The following is a 26361-nucleotide window of genomic DNA, read 5'->3' on the forward strand; positions in this document are numbered from 1 at the left end:
GGAGGCGCCCATGCCGAGTGATGCCCGCGCACCGCACTTCGTGAGGTCCTTCGAGCGCGGCCTGGCCGTGATCCGCGCCTTCGACGCCGACCATCCGGCGCGCACGCTCAGCGAGGTGGCCCGCGCCTGCGACCTGACCCGCGCGGCCGCCCGCCGCCTGCTGCTCACCCTCGCCGACCTGGGCTACGTTCACTCGGACGACCGGCTCTTCCGCCTCACCCCACGCGTCCTGGAACTCGGCTACGCCTATCTCTCCGGCCTCGACCTGCCGGACCTCGCACGACCGCATCTGGCGCAACTCGCCTTGCTGACCGGGGAGTCGGCGACGCTCTGCGTGCTGGACGGGGACACGGTCGTCCATGTCGCCGCCGCCCCGGCCCGGCGGGTCATGGCGGCGACGATCGCGGTGGGCGCGCGCTACCCGGCGTACGGGACGGCGGCGGGCCGGGCGTTACTGGCCCACGCACCGGGACACACCCTGTGCGAGGACGACCCCGAGGACGGCGTCAGCACACTGGCCGCCCCGGTGCGGGACCGGGACGGCCGGGTGGTGGCCGGGGTGGCGCTCGCGGCGCACAGCGGCCGGACGTCCGCCGCGACGGCCCGCCGCGAACTGCTGCCCCACCTGCTGGCGGCGGTGGAGCGCATCGAGACGGACCTGCGGATCACAGATCGAGCACCAGACGCTCCCCTCGGCACCGCGACACGCAGATGAGCATGGTCTCGCCGGCCGCCCGTTCCGCCTCGGTCAGCACCGAGTCCCGGTGCTCCGGCTCGCCTTCCAGGACGTCCGTCTCGCACGTCCCGCAGGTGCCCTCGGTGCACGAGTACAGCACCTCGACCCCGGCGCCCCGGACGGTCTCCAGCACGGAGACACCGGGCGCGACCGTGAGGGTACGACCGCTCCGCGCGAGGACGACCTCGAACTCCCGCTCCTCGCCCGCCGGTCGCTCCTTGGGCTGGAACCGCTCCACCCGCAGCACCCCCGCCGGACAGTGCGCCTCCACCGCGTCCAGCAGCGGCCCCGGACCGCAGCAGTACACCAGGGTGCCCTCCGGGACGTCGTCCAGCACCGCCGCCAGGTCCAGCAGCCCCGTCTCGTCCTGCGGGGCGACGGTGACCCGGCCGTCGCCGTACCGGGCCAACTCCCCGGTGAACGCCATGGACCGCCGGGTCCGCCCGCCGTACAGCAGCGTCCACTCGGCGCCCGCGGCCTCGGCGGCGGCGAGCATCGGCAGGATCGGGGTGATGCCGATACCGCCCGCCACGAACCGGTAGCGGGGGGCCGGTTCCAGCCGGAAGTGGTTACGGGGGCCGCGCACCCGCACCTTGTCGCCGACGCCCAGCTGCTCGTGGACGAAGGCGGATCCACCCCGCCCGTCCGGCTCCCGCAGCACCGCGATCCGCCACCGCGAACGGTCCCCGGGGTCCCCGCACAGCGAGAACTGCCGTTCCAGCTCAGGACCCAGGACCACGTCGAGATGGGCTCCGGGCTCCCAGCCGGGCAGCTCCTCGCCCCGCGGGTGCCGCAGCGTGAGGGCGACGACACCGTCGGCCGCCGACTCCCGCTCGCTGACGACCAGTTCGGCCTCGTACAGGTTCATGCGGTGCGCTCCGGGGGCTGGTGGCCTTCGGGGTGGCCGAGCATCCACTCCCACATCTCGACCGGGTCCTGCGCGGTGTGCTCGGCGCCGCAGTGACAGGTGCCGTGCAGCACGTCGGTGCCCGGCAGCCAGTCGATGCGGTAGACCTCACCGGTCGGCGTGCTCACAGGACCTTCTCCACGGGCTTGTCGCCCTCCTCGACCAGCCGGGCGAGGATCCGGCGGGCGGCGAGACCGCCGGTGTCGATGTTGATGCTCAGCTCCTGGTAGCCGGACCGCTCCGAACCCAGCGTCCGCTGCAGCAGGTTGAGCGCGTCCACGTCCTGCATGACCACCGTGTGGTTGTTGCCCCGCAGGAACTCGGTGACCTCGGCGTCGTCGGTCGCCCAGTCCCGGGAGACCATCCAGAAGTCGTACACCCTGCCGTCCCCGGACGGGGTGATCGCGTAGGTGATCTCGGTGTGGAAGCCGTTCGGGTCGCTGCCGTCGGCCTCCGGCACCACGCCGACCGGTGCGATCCGGCTGTGCAGCAGATACAGGCACGGGGCGTGGTACTCGATGTCCTGCCAGCGGGTGATCCGGCCCTCGATCCCGGTCGAACGGGCGTAGAACGGCGGGCACTCGGCGTCGTCCATGTGCCGGCTCACCCGCACGATCCCCGCCCCCTCGTCGACCTCGGTCGTGATGGGCGTCTCGGCGACCTCGGGGGTGCCGATGTAACCGCCGTGCAGATAGGTCTCGTGGGAGAGGTCGAGGAGGTTGTCGACGAGGAGACCGTAGTCGGCGTCGATGGGCTCCATGCCCCGCACGGTCAGCCAGCCGGGGGAGTCCAGGTGCCGGGCCCGCGGGACGGTCCCCGCGTCCGCGAGCGCCGGGTCGCCGATCCACACCCACACCAGCGAGTCCTGCTCGACCACCGGGTAGGAGGCGACGCGGGCGGTGCGCGGTATGCGTTTCTGCCCCGGCACGTACACACACGCGCCGGTCCGGTCGTAGGTGAACCCGTGGTACCCGCACACGATCCGGTCCCCGTCCAGCCCGCTCTCCGACAGCGGGTAACGCCGGTGCACACAGCGGTCGCTGAGCGCCACCGGCGCACCGTCCTCCTCGGCCCGGTAGAACACCAGCGGCTCCCCGAGGATCGTCCGCCCGAGCAGCTCCCGCCCGACTTCCTCGCTGTAGGCGGCGACGTACCACTGGTTCCTGGCGAAGGCGGTGATGTGAGGCATGGCGTTCCCGTCCCTGAGAGAGCGGGGCGTCGTCGCCCCGCGTGCCGTGGTTGGACTCAGGTTCGTGACGGTCGCGGGGGCTCGGCAAGGCGGCTTCTGCCAGGCGGAAGGACTTCCCGGGGTGAGGTGCGATCCGGGCCGGTCAGGACGTGGGGTCGAGGTGGATGACGATCTTGCCGACGGCCGTCTCGATCGCTGAGGTGATGGAGGCGACGAGGGCGGCGGGGTCGATGTTCTTGTCGAACGTCGCGATGACGGAGGCGAGTTGGGTGATGGCCGCGCTCTGGGCCGCCTCCGTGGCCTGGAGGAGGCGCACCCGGGCGTTGGTGTCCTTGATGTACGACTGGAGGGCCCAGTAGGCGTTGGTCTTCGCGTCGGGGGCATCGGCGGGGGCCTTGATCACTCCGTCCATGGTCAGGACGGCCCGCGCCGCGGCGGACGCGACCGCCGTGATGTCCGTCGTCTCCAGCACACCGCCGCCGGCGACGAGCCTGGCGACGACCGCGCTCGCGACCTTGTCGATGTCGTCCGTGGTGAGCGGCATGTCTTCGGTGTCCTCTCCGGCGGCCCAGGCGCGCAGCGCCGACTCGCTCAGATAGCAGATGGATCGGTCCAGGGGGGTCGAGGTGAACTGCCAGAACAGCGGGGACCTGCCGGACGGGCTGGGCTTCGGGTGCCCCTCGGCCTGTGCGTAGGTCGCCGCACCGGACCAGGGGTAGGCGGGGTACCACAGCGGGACGGTGGCGGGCGCGTGGCCGGCCGCCAGGTCGCTCGCCGACGTGTACAGGCCGACCCGCTGGTGCGGGAACGCGGCTTCCACCTCGGCGATCCAGGCGGTGGCGTAGGCCCTGATCCCGGCGGCCGTGACGCCCGCGTAGTTGGAGCCGTCCGCCCGGCGTTCCAGGTCCAGCCAGTGCACGAAGCCCGGACCGGCGTACGGTTTCACGGCGGCGATGTAGTTGGCCGCCTCGGTGCCGGCGTTCTGGTTGGGCCAGCCGAAGTGGTAGGCGCCGGGGACGAGCCCCGCCTGCGCGATACCCGAGATGTGCAGGGCGAAGTGCGCGTCCCGGGTGTGCTCGCCCTCACTGGCCTTGGCGAACGCGAAGACCACGCCTTCCGCCTTGCGGGCGTTCCACTCCTGGGCTCCCTGGTACACCGACAGATCGATTCCCCGGCATATGGCCATGGCGGCCGTCCCCCCGTCCCCGGTCTCCTTGTCGAGCAGGCTCACCGGAGACGATGGCAGGCACCCCGTGACCGGGACGTCACCACCGCGTCAACTCCCTCGGGAACATGCCGGACATACGGGCCGACGGTTCCAGTCCGAGTTCCTCGCGCAGCAGCCGCCGGAACGCCTCGTAGTGCCGGACCGCCTCCACGACGTTGTGCTCGGCCAGATGGACGGCCACCACCGCACAGTGGGCGCTCTCGCGCAGGGGCTCGATCGCGACGCACCTGAGAGCCGCCTCCAGCGCGAGCGCGTGGCAACCGCGCACGGTGAGCCGGACGCTGAGCGATTCGAGGGCGTGCAGGCGGAGTTGCCGCAGCCGCTCGCGTTCCGGGCCGATCCACTCCTCGTCCCATCCGGGCAGCAGCTCGCCGCTCTCCAGAACGGCGAGCGGGGGCGGCGTGTGATCCGGCCCGTGATCCGGTGCGGGTGCGGGTGCGGGTGCGGGCGCGGTCAACCGCAGTGCCGCCCGGGTGAAGTCGTCGACGTCGACGCGCACGCCGTCCGCCAGGTACAGACTGTCGCCGTCGCATCGGACCGCCGGCTGCCGCATCCGGCGCAGCCGCCAGAGCGCCGTACGCAGACTGCCGTGCGCGTGCTCCTCGGCCGAGTCCGGCCACAAGGCCCCCGCCACGACCGATCGGGGCGCGCGCTTGTGCAGTCCGAGATAGGCCAGCAGCCGCCGCGCACTCGCCGGGACGGCGACGATCCCGTCCGCGCCCTCCAGGCGGAAGGCGCCGAACAGGCGCAGGGTGAGAACCCGCTGGTCGTGTTCTGCCGTACCGTCTCTTCGCGGCTCCGCCGCCAACTCGTTCCCGGCCATCACCAGTTGCCGTTCCCCCGTGTCCGTGTCATGCCGTCGCCCTGCCGTAGGCCGTAGGCCGCGTGCCGTTCCACATGTGCCTGAAGCGGCCAGCGTGAACAGGCCGAAGGCGGCTGTCATACGCTTTTCCGCTCAGCGGAACGTGTGGTGACGGAGTTTCAGGTGGGTGGTCCGGTGACCGGACCGGGCCGTGACAGCCGGGTCCCCGCGGAGCAGCCTGGTGGGCCAACAGGGTGCCAGGGCGCCGGGTCGAGGCCGGATCCGGATCGCCCGGGGCGAGCGCCGCTACACAACGGGGGACGCAGTCGTATGAGCCGTACGGATCGTGTGGACGACAGAGCGAACAGTGGGACGACAGAGACGCAGATGATCCGGGTGGCCGTGATCTCACCGGTCCGGATCTACCTCCAGGGCCTCGCGCACCTCCTGGAGACCGAGGAGGACGTCCGGCTGGTGGGGACGGCGCCCGGGGTGGGCGCCGCGGCGGCGCTGCTCGCGGGGGCCGACGCCGACGTGGTGCTGCTCGACATGACGGGGGAGATGGCCGGGGAGCCGGGACTGGACGCGCTGCACCGGCTGGCCGAGCGGACCGCCGTACCGTGTGTCGTGATCGGCATCCCCGACCGGCCCGACGACGTGGTGGCCTGTGCGGAGGCGGGCATCGCCGGATACGTCACCAACGAGCACTCCTTCACGGACCTGGTCGGCACGCTGCGGTCCGCCACCCGGGGCGAGTTCAGCTGCCAGGCCGGTGTCGCCGCGGGGCTGGTGGGGCGGCTGGCCGCCCTGGCCAGGGTCCACCGGGTCGCGCGGGCGCCGAGGCTCACCTCCCGTGAACTCCAGATCGTGGCGCTGATCGAGTCCGGGCACGCCAACAAGGAGATCGCGCGGCTGCTGCACATCCAGCTGACCACTGTGAAGAACCATGTGCACAACGTCCTGGAGAAACTGGGCGTCGGCAGCCGTGCCGAAGTGGCGGCGGCGGTGCGCGGCTTCCGGACGACGCTGCCCGAGCCGCCCGGGGGATCCGGATCCCGCACCCGTCCCTATCCGGATCGCTCGGATTCATTCGCCTTCGAAGGGGCGCCCGCACACTCGCCCTGATGCCCCCTCTGCGTGGAGGTGCCAGGTGCCCGGTCATGCCGCGAAAGGCGCTCAGGGAAAGGGCCGGGCCCCGGCGGGCGGGGGCCCGGCACCCGGGCCGCCCACGCGGGCACCCGCACCCCCCTCCCCGCTCGGGCACACCCTGCGCAGCCTCGGGAACAGGGCCCTCGCGGCAGGCGCGCACCCGCCCGCCCCCACCGCGTCACCGGCGGACGAAGTGCCCGCCCTCATCGCGTCACCGGCGCAGGAGGCGCCCGCCCCCATCGCGTCACCGGCGCAGGAAGTGGCCGCCGCCTTTCACCGGCACGGGCCCGCGGCGGCAGCGGCCGTCGTGGGTGAGACCCGGGCCGCAGGCAGTCCGCTCGGCACCGAGGCCGAGGCCCGGGCCGGCGCGCACTTCGGTGTGTCGCTGGGCCGGGTACGGCTGCACGACGACGCCTTCGCCCATGACACGGCGGCGCTGGTCCGGGCCAACGCCTTCACGGTCGGGGACCATGTCTTCTTCGGCGCGGGCATGCTGGACACCGGCAGCTCCGCCGGGCGCCTGAGGCTGCTGCACGAGATCGCCCACACCCTGCAGCACCGCCGTCCCGGCGGCTCCGGCGCCGACCCCGAGGCCCTGGAGCGGGACGCGGACCGGGTCACGGCGGCCGGCGCGGCGGGGGTTCCCGGCATGCTCGGCACCGGGCCGCTGTTGCTGCGCGAGCCGACGTATCCCCGGCGGGCCACCTCGACCCAGATGCTGCGCGAGGCCGACCGCGTCCTCGGGCAGCGCAGGGACGAGGACGCCGCCGATCCGACACTGCGCATGTGGTCCCGCGTCCCCTCGAACTTCGAACCCGACGTGACCTGCGGTGTCCTCGCCCGCCGGGTGTGGACCTCGGTCTTCCTGCGGCACTTCACCGAACCCGATCAGCGCCCGGGCGTGGAGAGCGCCCATCCGCGCTACCTCTACTCCCGCGACTACGGCTGGATCGACGGCCAGCACTTCTTCGCGTTCATCGACTTCGCCGAGAACCAGGTCAGAGCCGCGGGCAGCCGACAGGGCGGGCTGGAGCGGGCCACCGCGCAGGGGTCGGTGATCGAAGGCAACCAGCAACGGGTGAAGGACAAGGTCATCCTCGGCGCGCCGCCGGCCACGGACGTGACCCGGCTGATGCAGGTCCGCGGCCCGAACACCGGCCTGTTCGTCCTGCCGCGCGCCGCCGCCGGCACCGCCACCCGGCTCGGCGCCGACCTGATGGCGTGGCAGAACCTGACCGGCGCGCAGTCCGAGCTCTTCGACCAGCTCGACCCGGTACAGCGCTCGAAGTTCTGGACCGACAGCGCCAGATCCGCCTGGAGCTACGAGGACATCGTCTCCAACCAGCTCGGCACCCGGTTCTTCCTGGAGCACGGCGAGGCGATCAACGCGCTGCCGCCCGCCGCCCGGCCCGCCGCGTTCGAAGCCCGGCTGGCCGCCTTCTTCGGGTCCGTCCACGTGGTCGACGACCAGGCCGTCCTGGACTCCGCCGCCCGCGACCTGCCGGGCCAGGAACGGTACAGGCCGCCCACGATGGACGAGGCGCGGGCACGGCAACTGCACCCCGAGCTGTTCACCCTGCCGAAGTGATCCGGTACCGGTAGCGGTACCGAAGCCGGTGCCGGAGCCGGGTCCGGATCCGGTACGAGGCGGGATCCGGATCCCCTGCCGGGCCCTTTCCGGATCCGGGGGATTCATGCCGGGGGCCGCGCACCTCACCAGACTGTTCTCACCGGAAGCGGTGCACACCGATGGACCCGATTCGCGTTCTCGTCGCGGACATGGTCGCCCTTGACCGCGACATCGTGCGGCGCATCGCCGCACAGCCACGGGACATGACGATCGTGGGCACAGCACGCGGAGCGGCCGAGGCCGCCACCGTGCTCGACGCCCACGGGGCCGACGTCCTGCTGACGGCCGCCTCCGGTACCGGACCGCTCGGTGCCTACCTGGCCCTGATGGCAGCCCACCCGGGGCTCGCCGTCGTGGTCGTGGACCCGGCGGACCGCATCGGTCTGGTCCGGGTCTGCCGGCTCGCCGAGCGGGTGCGCGGGGCGGGGGCTCCGTGGCCGGAGTACCTGCTGGCCGCGATCCGCTCGGCGGCGGACGCGGAACCGGAGCACTGAGGGGCGTCCGTCCGGCGGCGGCCCCGGAAGGAGGAGCACATGAGCGTACGGATCAGGAGTCTGCTCGCATCGGGCCCGATCATGGTCCCGCTCAACAGCGGACGCAGCGTCCGGCTGTCGCCCGGGCGGTGGTCGGCGGAGCTGCGCGACACCGAGGTGGCGGACAACGCCTACCTCGACAAGCTGCACCGGCGCGGCGACATCGAGGTGGCGGAGAGCCGCGAGGCGCCCGAGGCACCCGACGCACCCGACGCCCGGGAGGAGGGCGCCGGCGCGAGCAGGGCCCAGCGCCCCAGGAAACGTACCGACTCCGCCGGATGAGCGCGCACCCCAGGCTTCGCATCGCAGAATCGCAGAGGAGACCACCATGCCGACCCTGAGCTATCCGGGTGTCTACGTGCAGGAGACGGCCGGCGGAGTACGGCCGCTGGACACCGCGAGCACCTCGACGGCCGCGTTCGTCGGGCTGAGTGAGACGGGCCCGGACACCGGCGCCGGCCTGGTCACCAACTGGACGGACTGCCAGCGCGTCTACGGCTCGTTCATCGCGGACAGCTACCTCGCCCACGGCGTGTTCCAGTACTTCGGCAACGGCGGCCGGCAGTGCTACGTCGTGCGGGTCACCCGCCCGGACGCCGCCGTCGCCAGCGTCACCGTCAGCAACCGGGCGTCCGTCCCGGTGGCCGGGGCGACCTTCTCGGCGAAGAACAAGGGCGACTGGGGCAACACCCTGCTGCTCCAGATCGAGGACGCCACCCTCGACCCGGGCAATCTCTTCAAGCTGACGGTCCGCCGGCAGACCGATGCCGCCGTACTGCCCGACAGCCCGCAGGACCTGCCCGCGCTCGAAGTGTTCGACAACCTCAGCATCGACCCCGCCTCCTCCGCCTACGTCGTCGACGTCGTCGGACAGGCGTCCGGGCTGATCGACGTAGCGGTGCCGTCCGCCAACGACGCCACCCAGCGCGGGCTGCACCGCGGCGGCCCGGGGCCGACCCTGCCCCTGGACACCGACCTCGGCTTCCAGATCTCCCTGGACGGCGACGGCTTCCAGACGGTCACGCTCGCCACGGCGGGCACGGCCACGGCGCTCGCCGACGTGGCGAGCGCCATCGAGACCGCGGTGCACGCCCTGGTCAGGAGGAAGGCGTCGACCGATCCCGTGGCCTTCTCCGGGTTCACCTGCACGACGGAGACCGTCGGTACGCAGTCCCGGCTCGTCCTCCAGTCCGGTACGAAGTCGGCCACCTCGTCCGTCCGGGTGCAGCCCGCGGCGACGCACGACGCCACCGCGCTGCTCCGGATCGGGGAGGCCGCGGGCGGCCGCTCCGAGGACGGCATCGCCGTGCGGCGGCCCGCGGCCGTCCAGCTGCTCCAGGTCGGCGACTCGGGGATCGTCGCGCCCGTCACGGCGGCCACCCGGGGCTCCGACGGGGTGGCGGTGCTCACCGAGACGTCGTTCGCCGACGCCTTCTCCCGGCTGGACCACATCACGGACTTCAGCCTGCTCGCCGTGCCGGGGGAGAGCAGCCCCGCGATGGCGGACCTGGGCATGGCCTACTGCGCGAACCGGCCGCTCCAGGACGTCTTCTACATCGCCGAGACCGGCCGGGGCGACGACAGCGTCGCCGACGCGACGGCCTTCCGCAACAAGCTGACCACGTCGAACTCCTACGGCGCCCTGTACTTCCCCTGGGTCAGGGCACTCGACCCCGCCGGCCGCTCGGCCGACCCGGTCCTGCTGCCGCCCTCCGGCTGCGTGGCCGGCCTCTACGCCCGCATCGACGCCGCACGCGGGGTCTGGAAGGCGCCGGCCGGCACCGAGGCCGGGCTGAACGGGGTCGTCGGTCTGGGCGCGGAGCTGAGCGACGTCGACCACGGCAACCTCAACCCGAGGGGAGTCGACGTCCTGCGCCGCTTCCCGGGGGTCGGCGTGGTGGCCTTCGGCGCCCGCACCGTCACCGCCGACCCGCAGTGGCGCTACGTCCCGGTGCGCCGCACCGCGATCATGCTGCGGGTCAGCATCTACAACGGCATCCAGTGGGCCGTGTTCGAACCGAACGACGAGCCCCTGTGGGCCCAACTGCGGCTGTCCATCGGCTCCTTCATGACGACCCTGTTCCGGCAGGGGGCGTTCCAGGGCGCCACGCCCTCCCAGGCCTTCTTCGTCAAGTGCGACGCGGAGACGACCACCCAGGCCGACATCGACGCCGGAGTGGTCAACGTCCTCGTGGGCTTCGCACCGCTGAAGCCCGCCGAGTTCGTCGTCGTGAAGATCAGCCAGCAGGCCGGCCTGGCTTCCGGGTAACGGCGGACGAACTACAGAAGGAGCAGGGCAGATGCCCAAGTTCACGGTCAACAGCACCCGGTTCGACCCGTACCTGGGATTCAGGTTCAAGATCAAGATCGACGGTCAGTACGTGGCCGGCCTCAACAAGTGCAGCCCCCTGAAGCGGACCACGGAGGTCACCTCCTGGTACGAGGGCGGCGACGCCAGCGGACCGCACCAGATACCGGGCAAGACCCAGCACGCCCAGATCACGCTGGAGGCCGGTGTCACCCATGACACCACCTTCGAGGACTGGGCGAACAAGGTGAACAACTTCCAGGGCGACGCCGCGATGTCCCTGGCCACCTTCCGCAAGGACATCGCGATCGAGGTCTACAACCTCGGCGGTCAGAAGGTGCTGGCGTACAACGTCTACCGCTGCTGGGTCTCCGAGTACCAGGCACTGCCCGAACTCGACGCGGGCGGCAACGCCGTGATGATCAGCTCGATCCGGCTGGAGAACGAGGGCTGGGCCCGGGACACCTCGGTGACCGAGCTCAAGGAGACCTGAGAGGTTCCCCATGGGCGTGCTTCCCGGCGGTTACTGGGACCCGGCCGGACGGCTGCACCGCGAGTTCGAACTGGCGACGCTGACCGGCCGCGAGGAGGAACTGCTCGCCGGCACCCGCTCGCCGCGTCCGGCGGCGCTGGTGACCGAGGTGCTCAGCCGCTGTCTGGCCCGCCTCGGCGACATCAGTCCCGTACCGCCCGAAGTGGTCCGGCAGTTGCTGGTGGCCGACCGCCAGTACCTGCTGCTGCGACTGCGCCGGGCCACCTTCGGCGACCAGGTCGCGGCGAACCTGGTCTGTCCCTGGCCCGACTGCGGTCGGCGCGTGTCGATCCGGTTCTCCCTCGACAGCGTGCCGGTCGAGGAGGCGCGGGACCGGGCCCCGACCCACACGGTGACCACGTCCGACGGCACCGGGATCGTCTTCCGGCTGCCCACGGGCGCCGACCAGGAGGAACTCTCCGACCACCTGGCCGTCAACGAGGCCGAGACACTGACCGCCCTGCTGGCCCGGTGCGTCCTGCGCATCACCCCGCGGGACGGCCCGCAGGACGGCCCGCCGGACCGCGAGGCGGTGGCCGCGCTCCCGGCGGTCACCAGGGCCGAGATCGAGGAGGCCATGCGCGAGCGGGCGCCCTCGGTCGAACAGTCGTTGGAGGCCGAGTGCGCCGAGTGCGGCCGGACCTTCCTCGCCCCCTTCGACGTGCACCGCTTCTTCTTCGGCGAACTGCGCACCGACGCCGCCGCGCTGTACCAGGAAGTCCACTACCTGGCCTATCACTACCACTGGAGCGAGACCGAGATCATGGCCATGACCCGCGACAGACGGCACACGTATCTCGACGTGCTCGCCGACGCGATCGAGGTGCTGAACAGTGGCACCTGACGACTACGCGTACGCGGTGCTGGCCGACGGAGCCCGCCCCTACCGCTACCGCGCCGGTGTGCGCGCGCTGCTCGGCGCGGCCGAGGACACGGGGGTCGCGGTGAGCTTCACCCGGGCAGTGGCGGGTCGCTCCCTCCACTACCTCCGCGGCGACCGGGGCGACCGTGGCGACCCGCAGGCCCCCTCGGACTGGGCGGACGTGCTGGCGCAGCCGGGCATCGCGGACGGCGTCCCCGACCGCCCGACGGATCCCGCCGGCACATGGCCCGCCGACGCACGGCCCACCGACGGGCCGGCGTTCACCATGCCGCCCACGGGCCGTCCGTCGCGGGCACCGGAGGACACCTCGACCGGGGCGGGCGCGCGGGCGGCGGCCGACGGAGCCGGTCCCTACCGCTACCCCGCCGGTGTGCGCGCGCTGCTCGGCGTGCCCGAGGAGACGGGTACCGGACGGGGTGTCACACCGACCGCGCAGGGCCGTTCCTTCCGGTACGGCCATGAGCACGCGGTCGGCGAGGCGGAGCGGGAGGGGGTGTCCGGGGGCACGACCGAAGCGCCGTCCCGCGTTCCGGATTCGGCACCGGCACCGGCACCGGCACCGGACAATGCGAACACGGCGACAAGGCCGTTGACGCCGACCGGGCCGACCGCGCCGACCGCTCCGGTCACAGCCACGACTGCCGTGGCCGAGCCGCCCGTCGTCACCGAACTCGTCATACCCGGCGGTCCTTCACGGCCGGCCGCTCCCGGAACCCGGCCCCGGGGCATGACGGCCGGGACCCGGCACAGGGCACCGGGACCGGCCCCGCAGGAGGACACGCCGGTGGCCGTCTCCCTTCCCGAAGCGGTTCCCGCGCCGGCCCAGGAGAACGCGGTGGCGCACCCTGCCCCGCCCAGCGGGCTCCACCACGAGGCACCGGCATCGGCACCAGCCGCGCCCGGCCGTACCGCGAAGGCGTCGGCGTCGGCGACGGCGCCGACACCTCGATCGGCCACCGAAATGTTCGTATCCGCAGGGGACCTGAGCCCTCACGTCCCGGAGAACGAGTCGCGGAGCGAACCGGCACGGACAGCCCGGAGCGAGCCGACGCGCGGTTCTCGCGCCGAGCCTTCGACCGTGCCCCGGCCCGGTCCCGCGGTGCGCGTCCCCTCTCGCGCGCCGCGGGACCGGCGACCGGCAACGGGCGCGCCGGCACCCGCTACCCCGACCCGCCCGACCCGCCCGACCCGCTCGGACGGACCGGACGCCCCCGACGCCCCGTTCACCCCGCCGGCCGAGTTCGCCCGCAGCCGCTCGGCCCGCCCAGCCCGACCGGACGCCGCCGACGCCCCGTTCACCCCGTCGGCCGAGTTCGCCCGCAGCCGCTCGGCCCGCCCAGCTCGACCGGACGCCGCCGACGCCCCGTTCACCCCGTCGACCGAATCCGCCCGCAGCCGCCCGGCCCGGCCGTACCGCAAGGCCGGCCCGCCTCCCGCCGGGACCGCCCGGCGGCTGACCAGCGCGCCCGCGCCCGCGCCCGCCGCGGCTCCGGTGGCGCCGCCGCCCCCGGCGCCGGCCGCCGTCGCGGACCGGCCGCAGGTGGTGGTGGTCCGGGCTCCGGCCGCGTCGACCGGCGGGGCCGCCTTCTGGGACCGCCGCCACCTGGGCCGCCTGCTGAACGGGGTCGTGCGATGAGCGCCTCCACCGCCCTGGGCATGGTCAGCGCGTCGCTGCGCAACCTCCTCGTCGGAGAGACCAGGCTCAGCCCGGCGCCCGACGTCACGATCCTCGCGCCGGACGAGCAGAGCAGCACCCGACGGATCAACCTGTTCCTCTACAAGGTGGCCGAGAACCCGTTCCTGAAGAACCAGGACTTCACCGTCCAGCCGGGCAGCCCCAACCAACTCGTGCCCGCGCCCCTGTCGCTCACCCTGTCCTACCTGCTCACCCCCTACGCGCCCAACGACCCGCAGGAGGGCAACGCGGCCGCGCACCAGCTCCTGGGCGAGGCGATGCGGGTGTTCTACGAGAACGCCGTCGTCCCGCCGGTCTACCTGGACCCGGGTCTCGCCGACGCCCGCGAGCGGCTCCAGATCGCGGGCAACGCCCTGGACCCGGAGGAACTGAGCCGGATCTGGACGACGTTCTCCCAGCCGTTCCGGCTGTCCGTGCTCTACCAGGTGTCCACCGTGCAGCTCGACCGGTCGCCGGCCGCCCGGCAGCCCCTGGCCGCCCGGGTGCGGCAGGTGGGCGTACCGGAGGTCGGTGTACCGCTCGACCTGCCGGAGGTCACCGCGATGACCCCGGCGTCAGGTCCCGCCGGCACCACGCTCACCTTCACCGGCGTCCATCTCGGCGGCCGGCGCGGCAGGGTGCTCGTCGGCGACCGGCCGGTCCTGCCGGGCGGGCAGCTGACCGGCGACACCTTCACCGCCGAGGTCCCCGACGACCTGCTGCCCGGCTTCTACGAGGTGCGGGTGGACATCGCCCGCCTGTACCGGCGCACCTTCTTCTTCGAGGTCACGCCATGACCGCCTACCAGGACACCTACGAGCACCTCACGGACGAACTGCGCCGGCTCGACCTGCTGATCGCGCTGCGGCTGAAGACGGCCGACCTCCAGAACGAGGCGTTCCCGCACACGCAGCTGGACCGGACCGTCTACATCACCCGGCAGGAGGTCGACCGGCTGCTCACCGACGGCTTCGACGCCGTGGTCGACGCGGGCACGGCGGCGAACGCGCTCGCCCTGAAACTGCTCTCCACCGAGATCGACACCAGGGTCGCCGACAGTGTCCGCGAGGGCGTGGCGCCGCGCCTGGCCGTCCTCGGCCGGCTCTTCGGCCTGTCGCCCATGGAGCTGGACGCGGTGGTCGTGTGCCTGGCGCCCGAACTGCGCCGCAAGTACGACCGGTTGTACGCCTACCTCCAGGACGACATCACGCGCCGCAGGCCCAGCGTCGACCTGGTCCTGGAGCTGCTGTGCGCGAGCGAGCGGGAACGCTGGATCCGCGCCGGCACCTTCTCGGCCGGCGCGCCCCTGATCCGGTACGGCATCCTGCACACCGTCGAGGACCCGGCGAGCCCGTCCGGCTCCTCCGGCCTGGCCCGGTTCCTGGCGCTGGATCCACGGATCCGCCAGTACCTGCTGGGCTCCGACGAGCCCGACGCCCGCTTGGCGGGCCACATCGGGGTGCACGGTCCCGCCGACCCGACGGGCGACGAGCCGGACCTGGTACTCGCCGACCGGCTGCTGCGGCTGGCCGCACACCGCCTGCGGGCCGGCGGACCGCCCCTGGTCTGCCAGCTGCACGGCCCCGACGACGGCGGCCGGTTCGACCTGGTCCGGCACACGAGCAGTCGGCTCGGCCTCCCGCTGGTCACTGTCGACGCCGGATCCCTGACCGGTCCCGACGGCGCGATCCTGCTCCGACTGGCCTTCCGTGAGGGCCTGTTGCTGGGGGCGGCCGTGCATCTGGCCCACGTGGACCCGCTGTTGACGGAGGAGCACAGGAGGCTGCTCGGGGCGCTCGCCGACACCGTCGCCGACCACGGCCTGCCCGTGTTCCTCACCGGTGCTTCGAGATGGACGGCCGCGTCGGCCGAACTGCCCGTGCACACGGTCGAGGTGCCGCTGCCCGACCTGCCGCGCAGCACCGCACTCTGGCGCGACCGGCTGGCCGCGCACACCCCGCTGGCCGCGGACTGGGCGGGTGAACTGGCCGGACGGTACCGGCTGCCGGCCGCGCGCATCGCCGTCGCCGTCCGTCTCGCCGACGACCGGCGCCTGATGGAGCCCGTCCCCGGGCCGCTCACCCTGTCCGACGTCTCCGCGGTCTGCCGCGGCGAGTCGCAGCACACGCTCGGTCCGGCGGCCGGCCGGGTGCACACCGGGCGCGGCTGGGACGACCTGGTGCTGCCGGCCGACCGGATCACCCGGCTCCGGGACATCTGCGACCAGGTCCGCTACCGCCGACTGGTGCTGCACGACTGGGGGTTCGGGGAGCGGCTCGGCCACGGGACCGGCCTCAGCGTGCTGTTCAGCGGCCCGCCGGGCACCGGCAAGACGATGGCCGCGGAGGTCCTCGCCCATGAACTCGACGTCGACCTCTACAAGATCGACCTGTCCGGGGTGGTCAGCAAGTACATCGGTGAGACGGAGAAGAACCTCGCGCGGATCTTCGCCGAGGCGAGCACCGGCAACGCCATCCTCTTCTTCGACGAGGCCGACGCGCTCTTCGGCAAGCGCACCGAGGTGTCCGACGCGCACGACCGGTACGCCAACATCGAGACGAGCTACCTGCTCCAGCGGATCGAGGAGTACGAGGGCGTCGTCGTCCTCGCCACGAACCTGCGGCAGAACATCGACGACGCCTTCACCCGGCGGATCCGCTTCGTCGTGGAGTTCCCGTTTCCCGACGCGGACGACCGCCGCCGGATCTGGCGGGCGCTGCTGCCGCCCGGTGCCCCACTGGCAAAGGACGTCGATCTGGCCCGGCTGGCCCGGGAGTTGCCCGTGACCGGCGCGAACATCAAGAACATCGTGCTCCAGGCCGCGTTTCTGGCGGCGGCCGACGGGACGGCCCTCGGGCGGTCCCACATCCTGCGGGGAGCCCGCAGGGAGTTCGAGAAGATCGGCAAGCTCTGGGCCGAGGCGGGGGAGTCATGACCGACGGTTTTCCGAACAAGCCCAGGATCCTGCGGGGCGCCTTCGTGGAGTTCGGGCTGAGCGTGCCGCCACTGGCCGTGGTGTTCCAGTTCAACCCCGTACAGCTGACCCGCAACCGCGCGCTGACGTACGCGTTCCCCGGAGTGCCGAGCCCCGTGGCGGCCGGCGACGTACCGGCCGCCGTACCCCAGCGCACCCTGCGCCAGGTCCGCGGGGACTTCTCCGACCTGCTGGAACTCCAGCGGGAGCAACTGGTGAACGTACAGGACCAGACGATCGCGTTCGACCTCCGGCTGGACGCCACCGACAAGCTCGACGACCGGGACCCGGTGGCCGAGCAGTTCGGGGTCGGGCCGCAGATCTCCACCCTCGAACTGATGGTGTACCCCAAGGACGAGAGCCTGCTCGGCCGGGCCGCCGACGCGCTGCTGGGCAAGCCCGACGGCTTCAGCTTCACCAGGAGCCCCAACCCGCCGATGATCCTGTTCATCTTCGGCCGCAAACGGGTGCTGCCGGTGAACATCACCGCGATGAACATCACCGAGACGGAGTTCAGCGCCGATCTCGACCCGGTGCGGGCCACGGTGTCGGTGAACCTGACCGTCATCGAGGGCGACAACGTGCCCTATCTGTACTCCAAGGCGATGGTCGAGGCGATGTCGGCGCTCAACGTCGCCAACGCCACCGACGCCGCCAACGTCGTGGTCCCGGGGTGAGGCGGCGTGTTCGGCAGACTCTCCCGGTACCGGCAGGTGCCCGACATCGCGGTGACCGACGCGCGCGGCCGGGTGGTGGCCGCGAAGGACGTCCGGCCGCTGCCCACGGTGACCGGCACGTTCACCCACACCGTCGACAGCGGCGACCGGCTGGACCAACTGGCGTTCTCGTACTACCGCCAGCCACTCCAGTACTGGCGCGTCTGCGACGCCAACCCGGAGTTCCTCTCGCCCCTCGACCTGCTCGACGGCGGACCACTGGTCACCCACCGGTTCCCGCTCACTGCGGGACCGGGCGCCCCGCCCTGGGCCCTGCTGGTCAGGGCGCTGTCCGGGACGGTGGGCGTGGACGCGGTGACCGTGGTGGACGAGGTGACGCCCGTACCGCAGCCGGGCGGCGCGGTCGTGCAGCGGACCGACCTGGCGGTCCTGGTGACCCATGTGCGGGCCGGCGTCGCGACCGAGGCGCTGTCCGGGGTGATCAGGTCGACCGGGTTCGCCGTAGGGCCCCCGGTGGAGCAGGGGCGGCTCGGCCGGCCGGTCGTCGTCCCTCCGCCGGTGAGCTGAGGGGGCGGGCCGTGCGGAACGACCACCTGCTGATCGAGATCGACGGCGCCGACGCCTCCGACCTCAAGTCCGACCTGATCGGCCTCGACATCGAACTCGACGACGAACTGGCCGGCATGTTCCGGATGACCGTGGCACTGCGGCTCAACGCGGACGGCTCGTGGACCCACCTGGACGACGGGCGGTTCGCCCTGTGGCACAAGGTCACCGTCACGGCCGGGCTGGGGGACGACACGCGGAGACTGCTGACCGCCCACATCACGCACGTCCGGCCGGAGTTCGGCCCCGGTCTGGAGCAGTGCCTGCTGGAGGTGTGGGGGATGGACGCCGGCGTGCTGATGGACCGGACGGACGTGGTCAAGGCCTGGCCGAACATGAAGGACAGCGACATCGCCGCACTGGTCTTCCAGCAGGCGGGACTGACCCCGCGGGTGGCCGACACCTCGGTCGTGCACCACGAGGAGATCTCCACGATCGTCCAGCGGGAGACAGACATCAGGTTCCTCAAACGGCTCGCCCTGCGCAACGGCTACGAGTGCTTCGTCGACGGCGACACCGGCTACTTCCGGCCGCCCGACCTCGGCGATCCCGTACAGGACCCGCTCAACGTGCACGCCGGCACCCGTACGAACGTCAACCGGTTCAGCATCGAGGTCAACGCGCTGCTCCCGGCGGACGTCACCATGGCCGCGCTCGACCACGCCACCGGCGTACCGCTGGAAGCCACCTCGGCCCCGGGCCACGAACCGGCCCTCGGCGCCCGCCGGCCCGCGGACACGCTGCCCGCCGGCCTGACCGCCGGCCAGGTCCGTCCCGCCCGGGCCGTCGCCACCGGCGGCCCCGAGATGGAGACGATCTGCCAGTCCCTGCACGACCGCGGCGAGTGGTTCGTCACCGGCGAGGGCGAGGTGGCGGCCAACCAGTACGGCAGCGTGCTCCTGCCCCGCCGCACCGTCGTCGTCAACGGTGTGGGAGAGACCCACAGCGGCACCTACTACGTCGCCCATGTCACCCACCGCTTCCGGGACAACAGCTACAGCCAGCACTTCCGCGTCAGGCGCAACGCCCTCGCGGCGGGCGGCCCCGGCCTGCCGGCGGGTGCGCCATGACACTCGAACTGGAGCGGATCGTCGCCGACCTGACGGACAAGGTCGAGCGCCGTTACTACGGCAAGTACCGGGGCGTCGTGCGCGACAACGAGGACCCGTCGCGGCTCGGCCGGCTCAAGGTCAGCGTGCCCAGCGTGCTGGGCCCGGACGTGGTGACCGGCTGGGCCACCCCCTGCGCCCCCTTCGGCGGCGCCGCGGGCCAGGGCTTCCTCTTCGTCCCGTCCGTCGACGCCGGGGTGTGGGTGGAGTTCGAGGAGGGCGACCTGGAGTTCCCCGTCTGGGTCGGCACCTACTGGACGGCACCGGACGCGGTCAGCCAGGTGCCCAGACCGCAGGAGGACGACGGCACCGAGCGGTCCGAGGTCCAGAACCCGCCCACCCGGAAGATCATCAAGACGCTCAAGGGACACACCGTCCAGTTCGAGGACGGCGACGGCGCCGAGTCGATCCTCGTGCGGGAGGGCGGCAAGGGCCACCTGATCGCCCTGACCTCGGACGGCATCAGGATCACCGACGCCACCGGCAACAGCGTCGAGATGACGGACAGCGCGATGACGCTGCACGCCGCCGTGCCGTTCACGATCGACGCGCCCGGCCAGCCCGTCCGGATCGTCTGCGACAGCATCGACTTCAAGAAGGGCTGAGCCATGGGACAACTCCTCGTCGTCGAGGGCGACCCGGTGCGGGGCACGGACCAGCACAACGTCCAGGGCCTGGGCCCCAACCCGGGCGCACCGCCGCCCACCGCCCTCTACGTCGGCATCGGCGACTTCGCCTACAAGGGCTCGGTCACCGAGGCGCTCAGCACCTTCGTCACCATCGCCGGCACCCCCGTAGCGCTGGTGACCAGCCGCAGCGGACTCGACCCCGGCGAGGACGCGCCGGGTGGCGGACACGTCGGCAAGTCGGGCAGCGGCTTCGTGCCGGGCAAAGGCACCGTCGCCCTCACTCCGAACGTGGACGACACCCTCCAGATCACCGACACACCCCTGGGCACCGGCGTCCCGAACAGCGCGGCGGGCAACGCCCTGCTCACGGTCGACGGCGTCCGGGTGCTGCTGGACGGCGACGCCATCGACACCTGCAGCGGCCTCGGCAGGCCCGCCGACTCGACGGTCACCGCGCGCGGCCAGGACTTCGTGACGTGTTCCGGGTGAGGGAGGAAGCACATGGCGACGGGATTCGGCTTCCCGTTCGGCGTCGACGCCTCGGGGGCGATCCGGCCCGACGGGGAGGACGCGGAACTGCGCGGCAAGGTGCTCCAGGTGCTGTTCACCGCGCCCGGCGAGCGGGTGAACCAACCCGAGTTCGGCTGCGGGCTGTTCAACCTCGTCTTCGATCCCACGAACACGATCATGGCCGCCGCCGTGGAGTTCTCCGTCAGCTCGGCGCTGACCCGCTGGCTGGGGGACCTGCTGGTGGTCGGCGGGGTGGACGTCCGCTCCGCCGACGAGGCGCTGACCGTGGAAGTGGCCTACGTACGACGCAAGGACCTGGCTCCGCAGGCACTCCGGGTCCACTTCAGGTAGGGGCGACGTGATGGTGGAAATAGCGCAGGTGAACGGCCAGCCGGTCATCGACTACATGGCCCGCGACTACGAGAGCCTGCTCCAGGCCATGCGCGACCAGATCCCGCGCAAGCTCTCCCAGTGGACGGACTTCACCAACGAGGCCGACTTCGGGAACGTGCTGCTGCAACTGTTCGCGCACATCGGCGACATCCTCAGCTACTACCAGGACCGGGTGGCGAACGAGAGCTTCCTGAGCACCGCGCAGACCCGCCGCAGCGTCATCGACCACCTGCGGCTGATCGGCTACGAGCTGGGCGCCGCCGCACCCGCCGCCGCCTCCCTGACGGTGTCCGTGCCGGGCTCGGTCACCGAGGTCGTCACGATCGCCAAGGGCGACGCGTTCGCCACCAGGAGCCAGAAGGACCGGCCCAGCGTGCGGTTCGAGTACGCCGGCGACGCGCCCCTGACCATCGACTTCGGTGCGCTGACGGCCGACCCGGCCGGCGGCCGCAAGACCTTCACGGGGCTGCCCGTGCAGGAGGGGCGGCTCATCGCGGACGAGGTGCTCGGCACCTCCGACGGAACCGCGAACCAGCGATTCCCCCTGGCCCACCCGGGCGCCCTGCTCGACCGGCTGTCGGCACCCCGACTCGGCGGCCAGGACGTCCTGTTGCTGACGACCCTGTCCGCCACCGTGGACACGTGGACCCGGCGCGAGACCCTCGCGTTCAGCCAGTCGGGCCAGGACGACTACGTCATCGAGGTCGACGAGAACGACCGGGCCACGGTCGTCTTCGGCGACGGCACCTTCGGCTCGGTGCCCCGCCAGGGCGCGCAGATCACCGCGACCTACCGGGTCGGCGGCGGCTCGGCCGGCAACGTGCCCGCCGGAGCCATCGCCACGATCGCCGACGCTCCCCGACTCGCCCTGCTGGGCGCCCAGATCACCAACCCGCTGCCCGCCACCGGCGGCGCCGAACGCGAGGACATCACCCACGCCGTACGGCAGGCACCGGCGGTCTTCCGCTCCCTGCGACGCGCGGTCACGGCACCCGACTTCGAGGCACTGGCCCTCAGCCACCAGGGAGTCGGCAAGGTGCACGCCGCCGCCACCGGCTGGAACGAGGTGACCCTCTACGTCGCCCCCGAGGGCGGCGGCCAGGTGAGTGACGTCCTGGCGGCGAGCCTCACCGCCTACTTCGAGGACAAACGGATGCTCAGCCAGATCGTCGAGATCGCCGACGTGGACTACGTCCCCATCTTCGTCACGGCCGAGATCTCGGTACAGAGCTTCTACGTGCCCGCCGACGTCGTCGCCGCGGTGCGGCGGGCGGCGGCCGACCTGCTGGCCTTCGACCGGGTCGGTTTCAACCAGAGCGTGTACCTGAGCCGCTTCTACGAGGACAGCCAGAGCGTGCCGGGCGTGGTCTTCGTCAACATCACCGAGTTCCGCCGCGGCGACCGGCCGGCCCCCGCCGTCGAACCGCACGGCACGATCACCCTCGGCCCCAACGAGGTGCCGGTCGTGCCCACCGAGGCCGACTACGCGGCCGGCCTCAAGGTCGTCCTCCTCGGCCAGGCGGGGAGCTGACCATGCGACTGCTCGACATCACCGCCACCGGCCACTCCGACGGCAACCGCATCGACCTGACCTGGGCCTACCCGAAGGACGTGGACCCTCCCGGCATCCGTGTGGTGCGCCGCGAAGGCACCCACCCGCAGGATCCCGACGACGGCGTCACCATCGCGCGGGGCGTCGGCCTGGTCAGCACGACCGACACCGGCCTGCACGGCGAACACGTCTACTACTACGCCCTGTTCCCCTTCACCGGGGACCCACCCGTCTACGACCCCGACCCGCACAACGTGGCCGCCGCGACGGCCATCACTCCCTACGGTTTCGCCGAACGGCTGTACGGCATGCTGCCGGCGCTCTACCGGCGCTACGACGCCGACCGGCCCCCGGCGCGCAGCGGCGACGGGCCGCCCCTCGACACCGACCCCGGTCAACTGCGCGGATTCCTGGACCTGCCCGGCGCCGAACTGGACCGGCTCTACAGCCTGGGCCGCGCCGCGCTCTCGCTGGCCGACCTGGAGCGGGTCGACGGCGGGCTGCTGCCGCTGCTGGCGCAGTGGATCGGCTGGCGCACCGATCACCGTCTGCCGGTCGCCGCGCAGCGCAACGAGATCCGCTACGCGCCCCGGCTGTACCGGGGCACGGGCAGCGTCCCCACGCTGGACGCGACGGTCGCCAGGGTCTCCGGCTGGCCCAACCGCACCAAGGAGTTCGTCCACAACGTGGCCCGCAGCAACCGGCCCGAGCGGCTCAACCTGTGGTCCACGCAGCGGAGTCCGGCGGGCGACTGGAGCACACCGGCGCTCGCGTCGGTCGATTTCGCCCACGACGGGAGGCCGGCCGCGGTGCGGGAGGCCGACGGCTCGACACTGTTCGTCTACCACACGCGCCGTCAGCACGGCTGGGACATCTGGTCCAAGCGGTACGCCGACGGGGAATGGGAGCCGAGCCGACCGGTCACGGACGGTCCGACGGTCGACAAGAACCCGACCGCGGCCGGGCAGGCCGACAGGCTCTGGCTGTTCTGGCAGACCTACGATCCCGCGCAGCCGCCGGAAGACCGCCACTGGCGGATCTCCTTCGCTGTCCGCACCCCCACTCCCACCGGCCCGAAGTGGACCACGCCTGCCTTGTTCGGCGACCCGGCGACCGAGCGCCGACAGCCGGCCGCGGTGGCCGACGACAGCGGCGGTGTCTGGCTGTTCTGGCTGGAGCGGGTGTCCGGGGCCTGGCAGTTGCGCTACAACCGGCACGACGGCACCGACTGGCAGCTGACCACCCCGGCCGCGATCCCGACGGCCGGCGGACGGACACCCCGGGTCGAGGACGACCTCTGCGTGGCCTTCCGGCCCGACGGAACCGCCGGGCGGCTCTGGCTGTTCTGGACCCAGCGCGAGCCGGCCGGCCCGGCCGGCCAGAGCCGTTGGAGCGTCTTCTACCAGGTCAAGCAGGGGCTCGTGCCGGGCGCGACGGACTGGGATCAGGTCCGCCCGCTGCCCAGGACGACCGACGACTTCCACGACCGGCAACCCGCACCCCTGGTCACCCCGGACGGCACCATCGAGGTGTTCTGGTCGTCGACCCGCGGCGGCGGATGGTCGATCGTCCGCGCCGGTCTGACGCCCGCCACCCACACGTGGGACGCACCCGAGCAGGTGGTCGGCGCCCCGTACGCGCGCCGCGGTCCACTCGCCGTGCCCACCGCAGGGGGCACCCTGCTCGCGTACCGGTCCAACGAGTCGATCCCGTACGCGGCCGAGGAGTTCGGCGCCACGCACACCCTCGACAACCGGTACGCGGGCACCACCACGGTGGACACCCGCGACACCGCGAAACGCGAGGCACGCGGCACCTTCGAGGACTTCCAGACCTATACGTACGACACCGGGTCCGGCGGCCGGCGAACCGACGACGACCGGATCTCCCGCGACACGGTCGGCCTGTTCCTCACGCCGGACACCGACGACCCCGCACGGATCGACTCCGTGGTCACCCGACTCGCGGGCGCGCTCGCGGACTTCATGCCGGTGACCACCCGACCGGTCTTCCTCACGCATCCGCCCAGCGGCACCGTCCGCACGTCCCGGGGAGGGGGTCACCGTGGGTGACTTTTCCCGCAGCACCTTCGACCGCGTCAAGCACTACGTGGGCATACGGCTCCAGCAGGGCGTCCCCCTGGTGGACGCCGACTGGAACGAACTGGAGGACATCCGGCGGTTCGAGGTCGAGGCATTCCTCAAGTGGTTCGTCGGCGACGGTGTGCCGGCCGGCAACGACGGCTTCCGGATCGTGGCCGCGGCGGGCGGCGGAGTCGGCACGATCCGGCTCGTCCCGGCGCCGACCAGCACGGCCGGCTCCTCGGTGAGCGTGGACGTGACCGCGTCGACGGCCGCCTCGGCCCTGGGGTTCACCCAGGTCAACCGTCAGGCGGCCCGCGGTCTTGCCTCCGCCCGGCTGACCGGCGACGCCGCCCAGCCGTTCGCGCTGACCGCCGGGATGACCCTGGTGGTCTCGGCGAACGAGGCGCCGCCCCAGACCGTGACGTTCACGGCGAGCGGCTTCGCCGACCTCGGCGCCGCCACCGCCGCCGAGGTGGTCGCGGTGATCAACGCCGCCGCCAACCGCGTGGTCGCCTCGGTCGGCACGGGCAACGACTTCTTCGTCGCCGGCGGCGACGGCACCCCCGAAGGCGCGGGGCGCTGCCTCGCCGACGGCCGCGACGCCGTCCACGAGGGCCGGCTCGCCTACAGCGCCCAACCGCTGTACGCCAACGCCGCGTTGGCCGCTGCCTGGGGCGTGCCCGTCGTCCAGGAGATCTCCGCGCCCACCTCGGGCACCCGCTCGGATCTCGTCTACCTCGACCTGTGGGACCGCGAGGTCACCTCGGCCGAGGACGACGCCCTGCTCGACCCGCTGATCGGCGTCGAGACCTGCGTGCGGGTGCGGAGGGAATGGGCGGTGCGGGTGCGGCCGGGCGCCACCCAGCCGCCGGTGCCCAACGACAGCGACTACGTCAGTGGGCACTCCTACCTTCAACTGGCCCGCATCGGGAGGCAGTCCGGCGTCGCCGCCGTCCGGCCGCCGGCGCTCGTCGACCTGCGCCCGCGCAACCTCCAGGTGCCGCCGAGCACCCTGGTCGACGACGTCCTGGGCACCACCGGCGGCGACACCTCGATCGCACCGGCCTACCGCAGGGGACAGAAACGCCCCCGCGCCAGCCTGCGCGACGCCATCAACGCGCTGCTGGCCGGCCAACTCCCGCCCAGCCCCGAGATATCGGTGGCCCCGGCGGACAAGGCGGATCTGCTGAACAAGGCGAGCGTGGTCGACGCGGGCGGCGGACTGGTCGCCGTATGGCAGTCCGCGCGCTCCGGCAGCAACCAGATCCTCGCCGCCCGGCTGGACCCCGCCCACCCCGAACTCGGCTTCGACCTCGCGCCCGCCGTCACCTCGGGCGGCCAGAACATCGAGCCCGCGGCGGTGGCGCTGCCCGGCGGTGACCTCGTGGTGGCGTACCAGAACGGGTTGCTGGACGGGCCCAACACGGACGTCTTCATGAAACGCGGTCCGCTGGCCACCCTCGGCGCCGCGCCCCAACGGGACGTGGCCACCACCGCGAACCAGACGGCGGACCAGCGGGTGCGCGCCGTGCTCGCCGGGGACCAGGTGGTGTTCTTCACCCATCAGAGCAACACCAGTCTCAAACAGTGGTACTACCGGCGCTACCGGCACACCGACGACGTCTTCCTCGACCTCGCTCCGGTGGCGCTGTCGGCGACCGGCCTGACCCAGCGGGACCTGCACGCGGCCTCGGCCGACGGCAAGGTGTGGGTGGCCTACGCGGACGGGACCAAACTCCAGATCCTGCGCTTCAACCCCGTCCCGGCCACCGCCAACCCGCAGGACCCGCCCGTCATCGACCTCCAGAAGGACTTCCCGGCCGCGGGCCAGCTGAACGTGTTCGTCCTCGCGCTCAGCGGCAACGAGGTCCTCGTCTTCTACGAGGACGACACCGGGCTGATCGTCGTCTCGGGCAACTCGGCCAACAACGGGACGTGGAGTTCGACCCGGGTGCCGGACTCCGACGGCAGCGACGGCCAGCCCGCCGCCGTACGCGACGCGGACGGCACGGTGTACCTGATCGCCAACCGGTCGGCGGTGGGCGGCGGCACGGATCTGCTGCTGCGCCGCCGGAACCCGATCGGCGGCAACTGGCTCGCCGCCCAACGGCTGGTCACCTCCACCCAGGCCCAGCCCAACCTCAGTCCGCATCCCTTCCTCGTGCCCGACCTGGGCCTGTGGCTGCTCTGGGTCAACACCCGGGGCGCGGACTCGGACATCTACGCCAAACAGATCATCACCGCCATCTAGGGGG

At 72.4% G+C, this 26361-nt stretch carries 25 protein-coding genes; 20 read left to right on the forward strand and 5 right to left on the reverse strand.

Features of this window, described 5'->3' with window-relative positions; genetic code table 11:
• Positions 1-10 precede the first annotated feature (10 nt).
• Complete coding sequence (locus tag ACGFZS_RS25610) at positions 11-715, forward strand: helix-turn-helix domain-containing protein (RefSeq protein ID WP_393797112.1); 705 nt, start codon at positions 11-13, stop codon at positions 713-715.
• Here ACGFZS_RS25610 and ACGFZS_RS25615 read toward each other — a convergent pair.
• The 5 genes from ACGFZS_RS25615 to ACGFZS_RS25635 form a co-directional block, all read right to left on the reverse strand.
• Entirely contained in the window at positions 666-1604 is a 939-nt protein-coding gene (locus ACGFZS_RS25615) for a PDR/VanB family oxidoreductase (RefSeq protein ID WP_393797113.1), read from the reverse strand. The two genes, ACGFZS_RS25610 and ACGFZS_RS25615, sit on opposite strands and share 50 nt — an antisense overlap.
• Positions 1601-1771, reverse strand: coding sequence for a hypothetical protein (locus ACGFZS_RS25620; RefSeq protein WP_165939260.1), 171 nt, complete (start codon positions 1769-1771; stop codon positions 1601-1603). Before ACGFZS_RS25620 ends, ACGFZS_RS25615 begins: the two co-directional genes overlap by 4 nt.
• Positions 1768-2832, reverse strand: coding sequence for a Rieske 2Fe-2S domain-containing protein (locus ACGFZS_RS25625; protein WP_393797114.1), 1065 nt, complete (start codon positions 2830-2832; stop codon positions 1768-1770). Before ACGFZS_RS25625 ends, ACGFZS_RS25620 begins: the two co-directional genes overlap by 4 nt.
• Positions 2833-2974: 142 nt before the next feature.
• A complete protein-coding gene (locus ACGFZS_RS25630; RefSeq protein ID WP_393797115.1) occupies positions 2975-4063 on the reverse strand; it encodes a glycoside hydrolase family 25 protein in 1089 nt (362 codons plus the stop codon).
• A 34-nt stretch (positions 4064-4097) separates the two neighbouring features.
• Positions 4098-4883: a BTAD domain-containing putative transcriptional regulator gene (locus ACGFZS_RS25635; RefSeq protein ID WP_393797116.1), complete on the reverse strand. Its 786-nt coding sequence runs from the start codon at positions 4881-4883 to the stop codon at positions 4098-4100.
• A gap of 366 nt (positions 4884-5249) precedes the next feature.
• Here ACGFZS_RS25635 and ACGFZS_RS25640 point away from each other — a divergent pair, with 366 nt between their 5' ends.
• The 19 genes from ACGFZS_RS25640 (at position 5250) to ACGFZS_RS25730 (ending at position 26357) form a co-directional block, all read left to right on the forward strand.
• On the forward strand, positions 5250-5987 hold the full coding sequence (locus ACGFZS_RS25640) for a LuxR C-terminal-related transcriptional regulator (protein ID WP_393797117.1): 738 nt from the start codon (positions 5250-5252) through the stop codon (positions 5985-5987).
• Positions 5988-6204: 217 nt separating this feature from the next.
• Positions 6205-7599 carry a DUF4157 domain-containing protein gene (locus tag ACGFZS_RS25645; protein ID WP_393797118.1) on the forward strand — a complete coding sequence of 465 codons (1395 nt, stop codon included), beginning with the start codon at positions 6205-6207 and terminating at the stop codon, positions 7597-7599.
• A gap of 161 nt (positions 7600-7760) precedes the next feature.
• The gene (locus ACGFZS_RS25650) at positions 7761-8135 is read left to right on the forward strand and encodes a hypothetical protein (protein WP_393797119.1); all 375 of its coding nucleotides are present in this window, start codon (positions 7761-7763) and stop codon (positions 8133-8135) included.
• 39 nt (positions 8136-8174) lie between these two features.
• Positions 8175-8456 (forward strand): hypothetical protein, encoded by a 282-nt coding sequence (locus ACGFZS_RS25655; protein WP_393797120.1) that lies wholly within the window; start codon positions 8175-8177, stop codon positions 8454-8456.
• A gap of 46 nt (positions 8457-8502) precedes the next feature.
• On the forward strand, positions 8503-10443 hold the full coding sequence (locus ACGFZS_RS25660) for a phage tail sheath family protein (RefSeq protein ID WP_393797121.1): 1941 nt from the start codon (positions 8503-8505) through the stop codon (positions 10441-10443).
• Between the two features lie 31 nt (positions 10444-10474).
• Positions 10475-10975: a phage tail protein gene (locus ACGFZS_RS25665; RefSeq protein WP_393659528.1), complete on the forward strand. Its 501-nt coding sequence runs from the start codon at positions 10475-10477 to the stop codon at positions 10973-10975.
• Positions 10976-10985: 10 nt separating this feature from the next.
• Positions 10986-11858, forward strand: coding sequence for a hypothetical protein (locus ACGFZS_RS25670; protein ID WP_393797122.1), 873 nt, complete (start codon positions 10986-10988; stop codon positions 11856-11858).
• Positions 11848-13533, forward strand: a complete 1686-nt coding sequence (locus ACGFZS_RS25675) for a hypothetical protein (RefSeq protein ID WP_393797123.1) — start codon at positions 11848-11850, stop codon at positions 13531-13533. The genes ACGFZS_RS25670 and ACGFZS_RS25675 overlap by 11 nt, the downstream gene beginning before the upstream one ends.
• A complete protein-coding gene (locus ACGFZS_RS25680) occupies positions 13530-14369 on the forward strand; it encodes a DUF4255 domain-containing protein (RefSeq protein ID WP_393797124.1) in 840 nt (279 codons plus the stop codon). The genes ACGFZS_RS25675 and ACGFZS_RS25680 overlap by 4 nt, the downstream gene beginning before the upstream one ends.
• On the forward strand, positions 14366-16507 hold the full coding sequence (locus tag ACGFZS_RS25685; protein ID WP_393797125.1) for an ATP-binding protein: 2142 nt from the start codon (positions 14366-14368) through the stop codon (positions 16505-16507). Before ACGFZS_RS25680 ends, ACGFZS_RS25685 begins: the two co-directional genes overlap by 4 nt.
• Entirely contained in the window at positions 16504-17223 is a 720-nt protein-coding gene (locus tag ACGFZS_RS25690; RefSeq protein ID WP_393659538.1) for a hypothetical protein, read from the forward strand. The genes ACGFZS_RS25685 and ACGFZS_RS25690 overlap by 4 nt, the downstream gene beginning before the upstream one ends.
• Before the next feature lie 6 nt (positions 17224-17229).
• On the forward strand, positions 17230-17790 hold the full coding sequence (locus ACGFZS_RS25695) for a hypothetical protein (protein ID WP_393797126.1): 561 nt from the start codon (positions 17230-17232) through the stop codon (positions 17788-17790).
• An 11-nt stretch (positions 17791-17801) separates the two neighbouring features.
• Positions 17802-18899, forward strand: coding sequence for a phage late control D family protein (locus tag ACGFZS_RS25700; RefSeq protein ID WP_393797127.1), 1098 nt, complete (start codon positions 17802-17804; stop codon positions 18897-18899).
• Positions 18896-19543, forward strand: coding sequence for a phage baseplate assembly protein V (locus tag ACGFZS_RS25705; protein WP_393797128.1), 648 nt, complete (start codon positions 18896-18898; stop codon positions 19541-19543). The genes ACGFZS_RS25700 and ACGFZS_RS25705 overlap by 4 nt, the downstream gene beginning before the upstream one ends.
• 3 nt (positions 19544-19546) lie before the next feature.
• On the forward strand, positions 19547-20056 hold the full coding sequence (locus tag ACGFZS_RS25710; RefSeq protein ID WP_393797129.1) for a hypothetical protein: 510 nt from the start codon (positions 19547-19549) through the stop codon (positions 20054-20056).
• Between the two features lie 12 nt (positions 20057-20068).
• Positions 20069-20428 carry a GPW/gp25 family protein gene (locus tag ACGFZS_RS25715; protein WP_393659548.1) on the forward strand — a complete coding sequence of 120 codons (360 nt, stop codon included), beginning with the start codon at positions 20069-20071 and terminating at the stop codon, positions 20426-20428.
• 10 nt (positions 20429-20438) lie between these two features.
• Positions 20439-22001, forward strand: coding sequence for a baseplate J/gp47 family protein (locus ACGFZS_RS25720; RefSeq protein ID WP_393797130.1), 1563 nt, complete (start codon positions 20439-20441; stop codon positions 21999-22001).
• A 2-nt stretch (positions 22002-22003) separates the two neighbouring features.
• On the forward strand, positions 22004-24094 hold the full coding sequence (locus tag ACGFZS_RS25725) for a hypothetical protein (RefSeq protein ID WP_393797131.1): 2091 nt from the start codon (positions 22004-22006) through the stop codon (positions 24092-24094).
• Positions 24087-26357 (forward strand): DUF6519 domain-containing protein, encoded by a 2271-nt coding sequence (locus ACGFZS_RS25730; protein WP_393797132.1) that lies wholly within the window; start codon positions 24087-24089, stop codon positions 26355-26357. Before ACGFZS_RS25725 ends, ACGFZS_RS25730 begins: the two co-directional genes overlap by 8 nt.
• The last annotated feature ends 4 nt before the right edge of the window (positions 26358-26361 follow it).

The organism is Streptomyces sp. NPDC048288 (assembly GCF_043201555.1).
Classification (GTDB): domain Bacteria; phylum Actinomycetota; class Actinomycetes; order Streptomycetales; family Streptomycetaceae; genus Streptomyces.

Coding starts and splice junctions, on each gene's coding strand:
- ACGFZS_RS25720 (WP_393797130.1), top strand. CDS start 20,439: ATGGTGGAAATAGCGCAGGTGAACGGCCAGCCGGTCATCGACTACATG.
- ACGFZS_RS25655 (WP_393797120.1), top strand. CDS start 8,175: ATGAGCGTACGGATCAGGAGTCTGCTCGCATCGGGCCCGATCATGGTC.
- ACGFZS_RS25680 (WP_393797124.1), top strand. CDS start 13,530: ATGAGCGCCTCCACCGCCCTGGGCATGGTCAGCGCGTCGCTGCGCAAC.
- ACGFZS_RS25690 (WP_393659538.1), top strand. CDS start 16,504: ATGACCGACGGTTTTCCGAACAAGCCCAGGATCCTGCGGGGCGCCTTC.
- ACGFZS_RS25715 (WP_393659548.1), top strand. CDS start 20,069: ATGGCGACGGGATTCGGCTTCCCGTTCGGCGTCGACGCCTCGGGGGCG.
- ACGFZS_RS25615 (WP_393797113.1), bottom strand. CDS start 1,604: ATGAACCTGTACGAGGCCGAACTGGTCGTCAGCGAGCGGGAGTCGGCG.
- ACGFZS_RS25705 (WP_393797128.1), top strand. CDS start 18,896: ATGACACTCGAACTGGAGCGGATCGTCGCCGACCTGACGGACAAGGTC.
- ACGFZS_RS25685 (WP_393797125.1), top strand. CDS start 14,366: ATGACCGCCTACCAGGACACCTACGAGCACCTCACGGACGAACTGCGC.
- ACGFZS_RS25610 (WP_393797112.1), top strand. CDS start 11: ATGCCGAGTGATGCCCGCGCACCGCACTTCGTGAGGTCCTTCGAGCGC.
- ACGFZS_RS25665 (WP_393659528.1), top strand. CDS start 10,475: ATGCCCAAGTTCACGGTCAACAGCACCCGGTTCGACCCGTACCTGGGA.
- ACGFZS_RS25650 (WP_393797119.1), top strand. CDS start 7,761: ATGGACCCGATTCGCGTTCTCGTCGCGGACATGGTCGCCCTTGACCGC.
- ACGFZS_RS25670 (WP_393797122.1), top strand. CDS start 10,986: ATGGGCGTGCTTCCCGGCGGTTACTGGGACCCGGCCGGACGGCTGCAC.
- ACGFZS_RS25625 (WP_393797114.1), bottom strand. CDS start 2,832: ATGCCTCACATCACCGCCTTCGCCAGGAACCAGTGGTACGTCGCCGCC.
- ACGFZS_RS25710 (WP_393797129.1), top strand. CDS start 19,547: ATGGGACAACTCCTCGTCGTCGAGGGCGACCCGGTGCGGGGCACGGAC.
- ACGFZS_RS25640 (WP_393797117.1), top strand. CDS start 5,250: ATGATCCGGGTGGCCGTGATCTCACCGGTCCGGATCTACCTCCAGGGC.
- ACGFZS_RS25725 (WP_393797131.1), top strand. CDS start 22,004: ATGCGACTGCTCGACATCACCGCCACCGGCCACTCCGACGGCAACCGC.
- ACGFZS_RS25660 (WP_393797121.1), top strand. CDS start 8,503: ATGCCGACCCTGAGCTATCCGGGTGTCTACGTGCAGGAGACGGCCGGC.
- ACGFZS_RS25635 (WP_393797116.1), bottom strand. CDS start 4,883: ATGGCCGGGAACGAGTTGGCGGCGGAGCCGCGAAGAGACGGTACGGCA.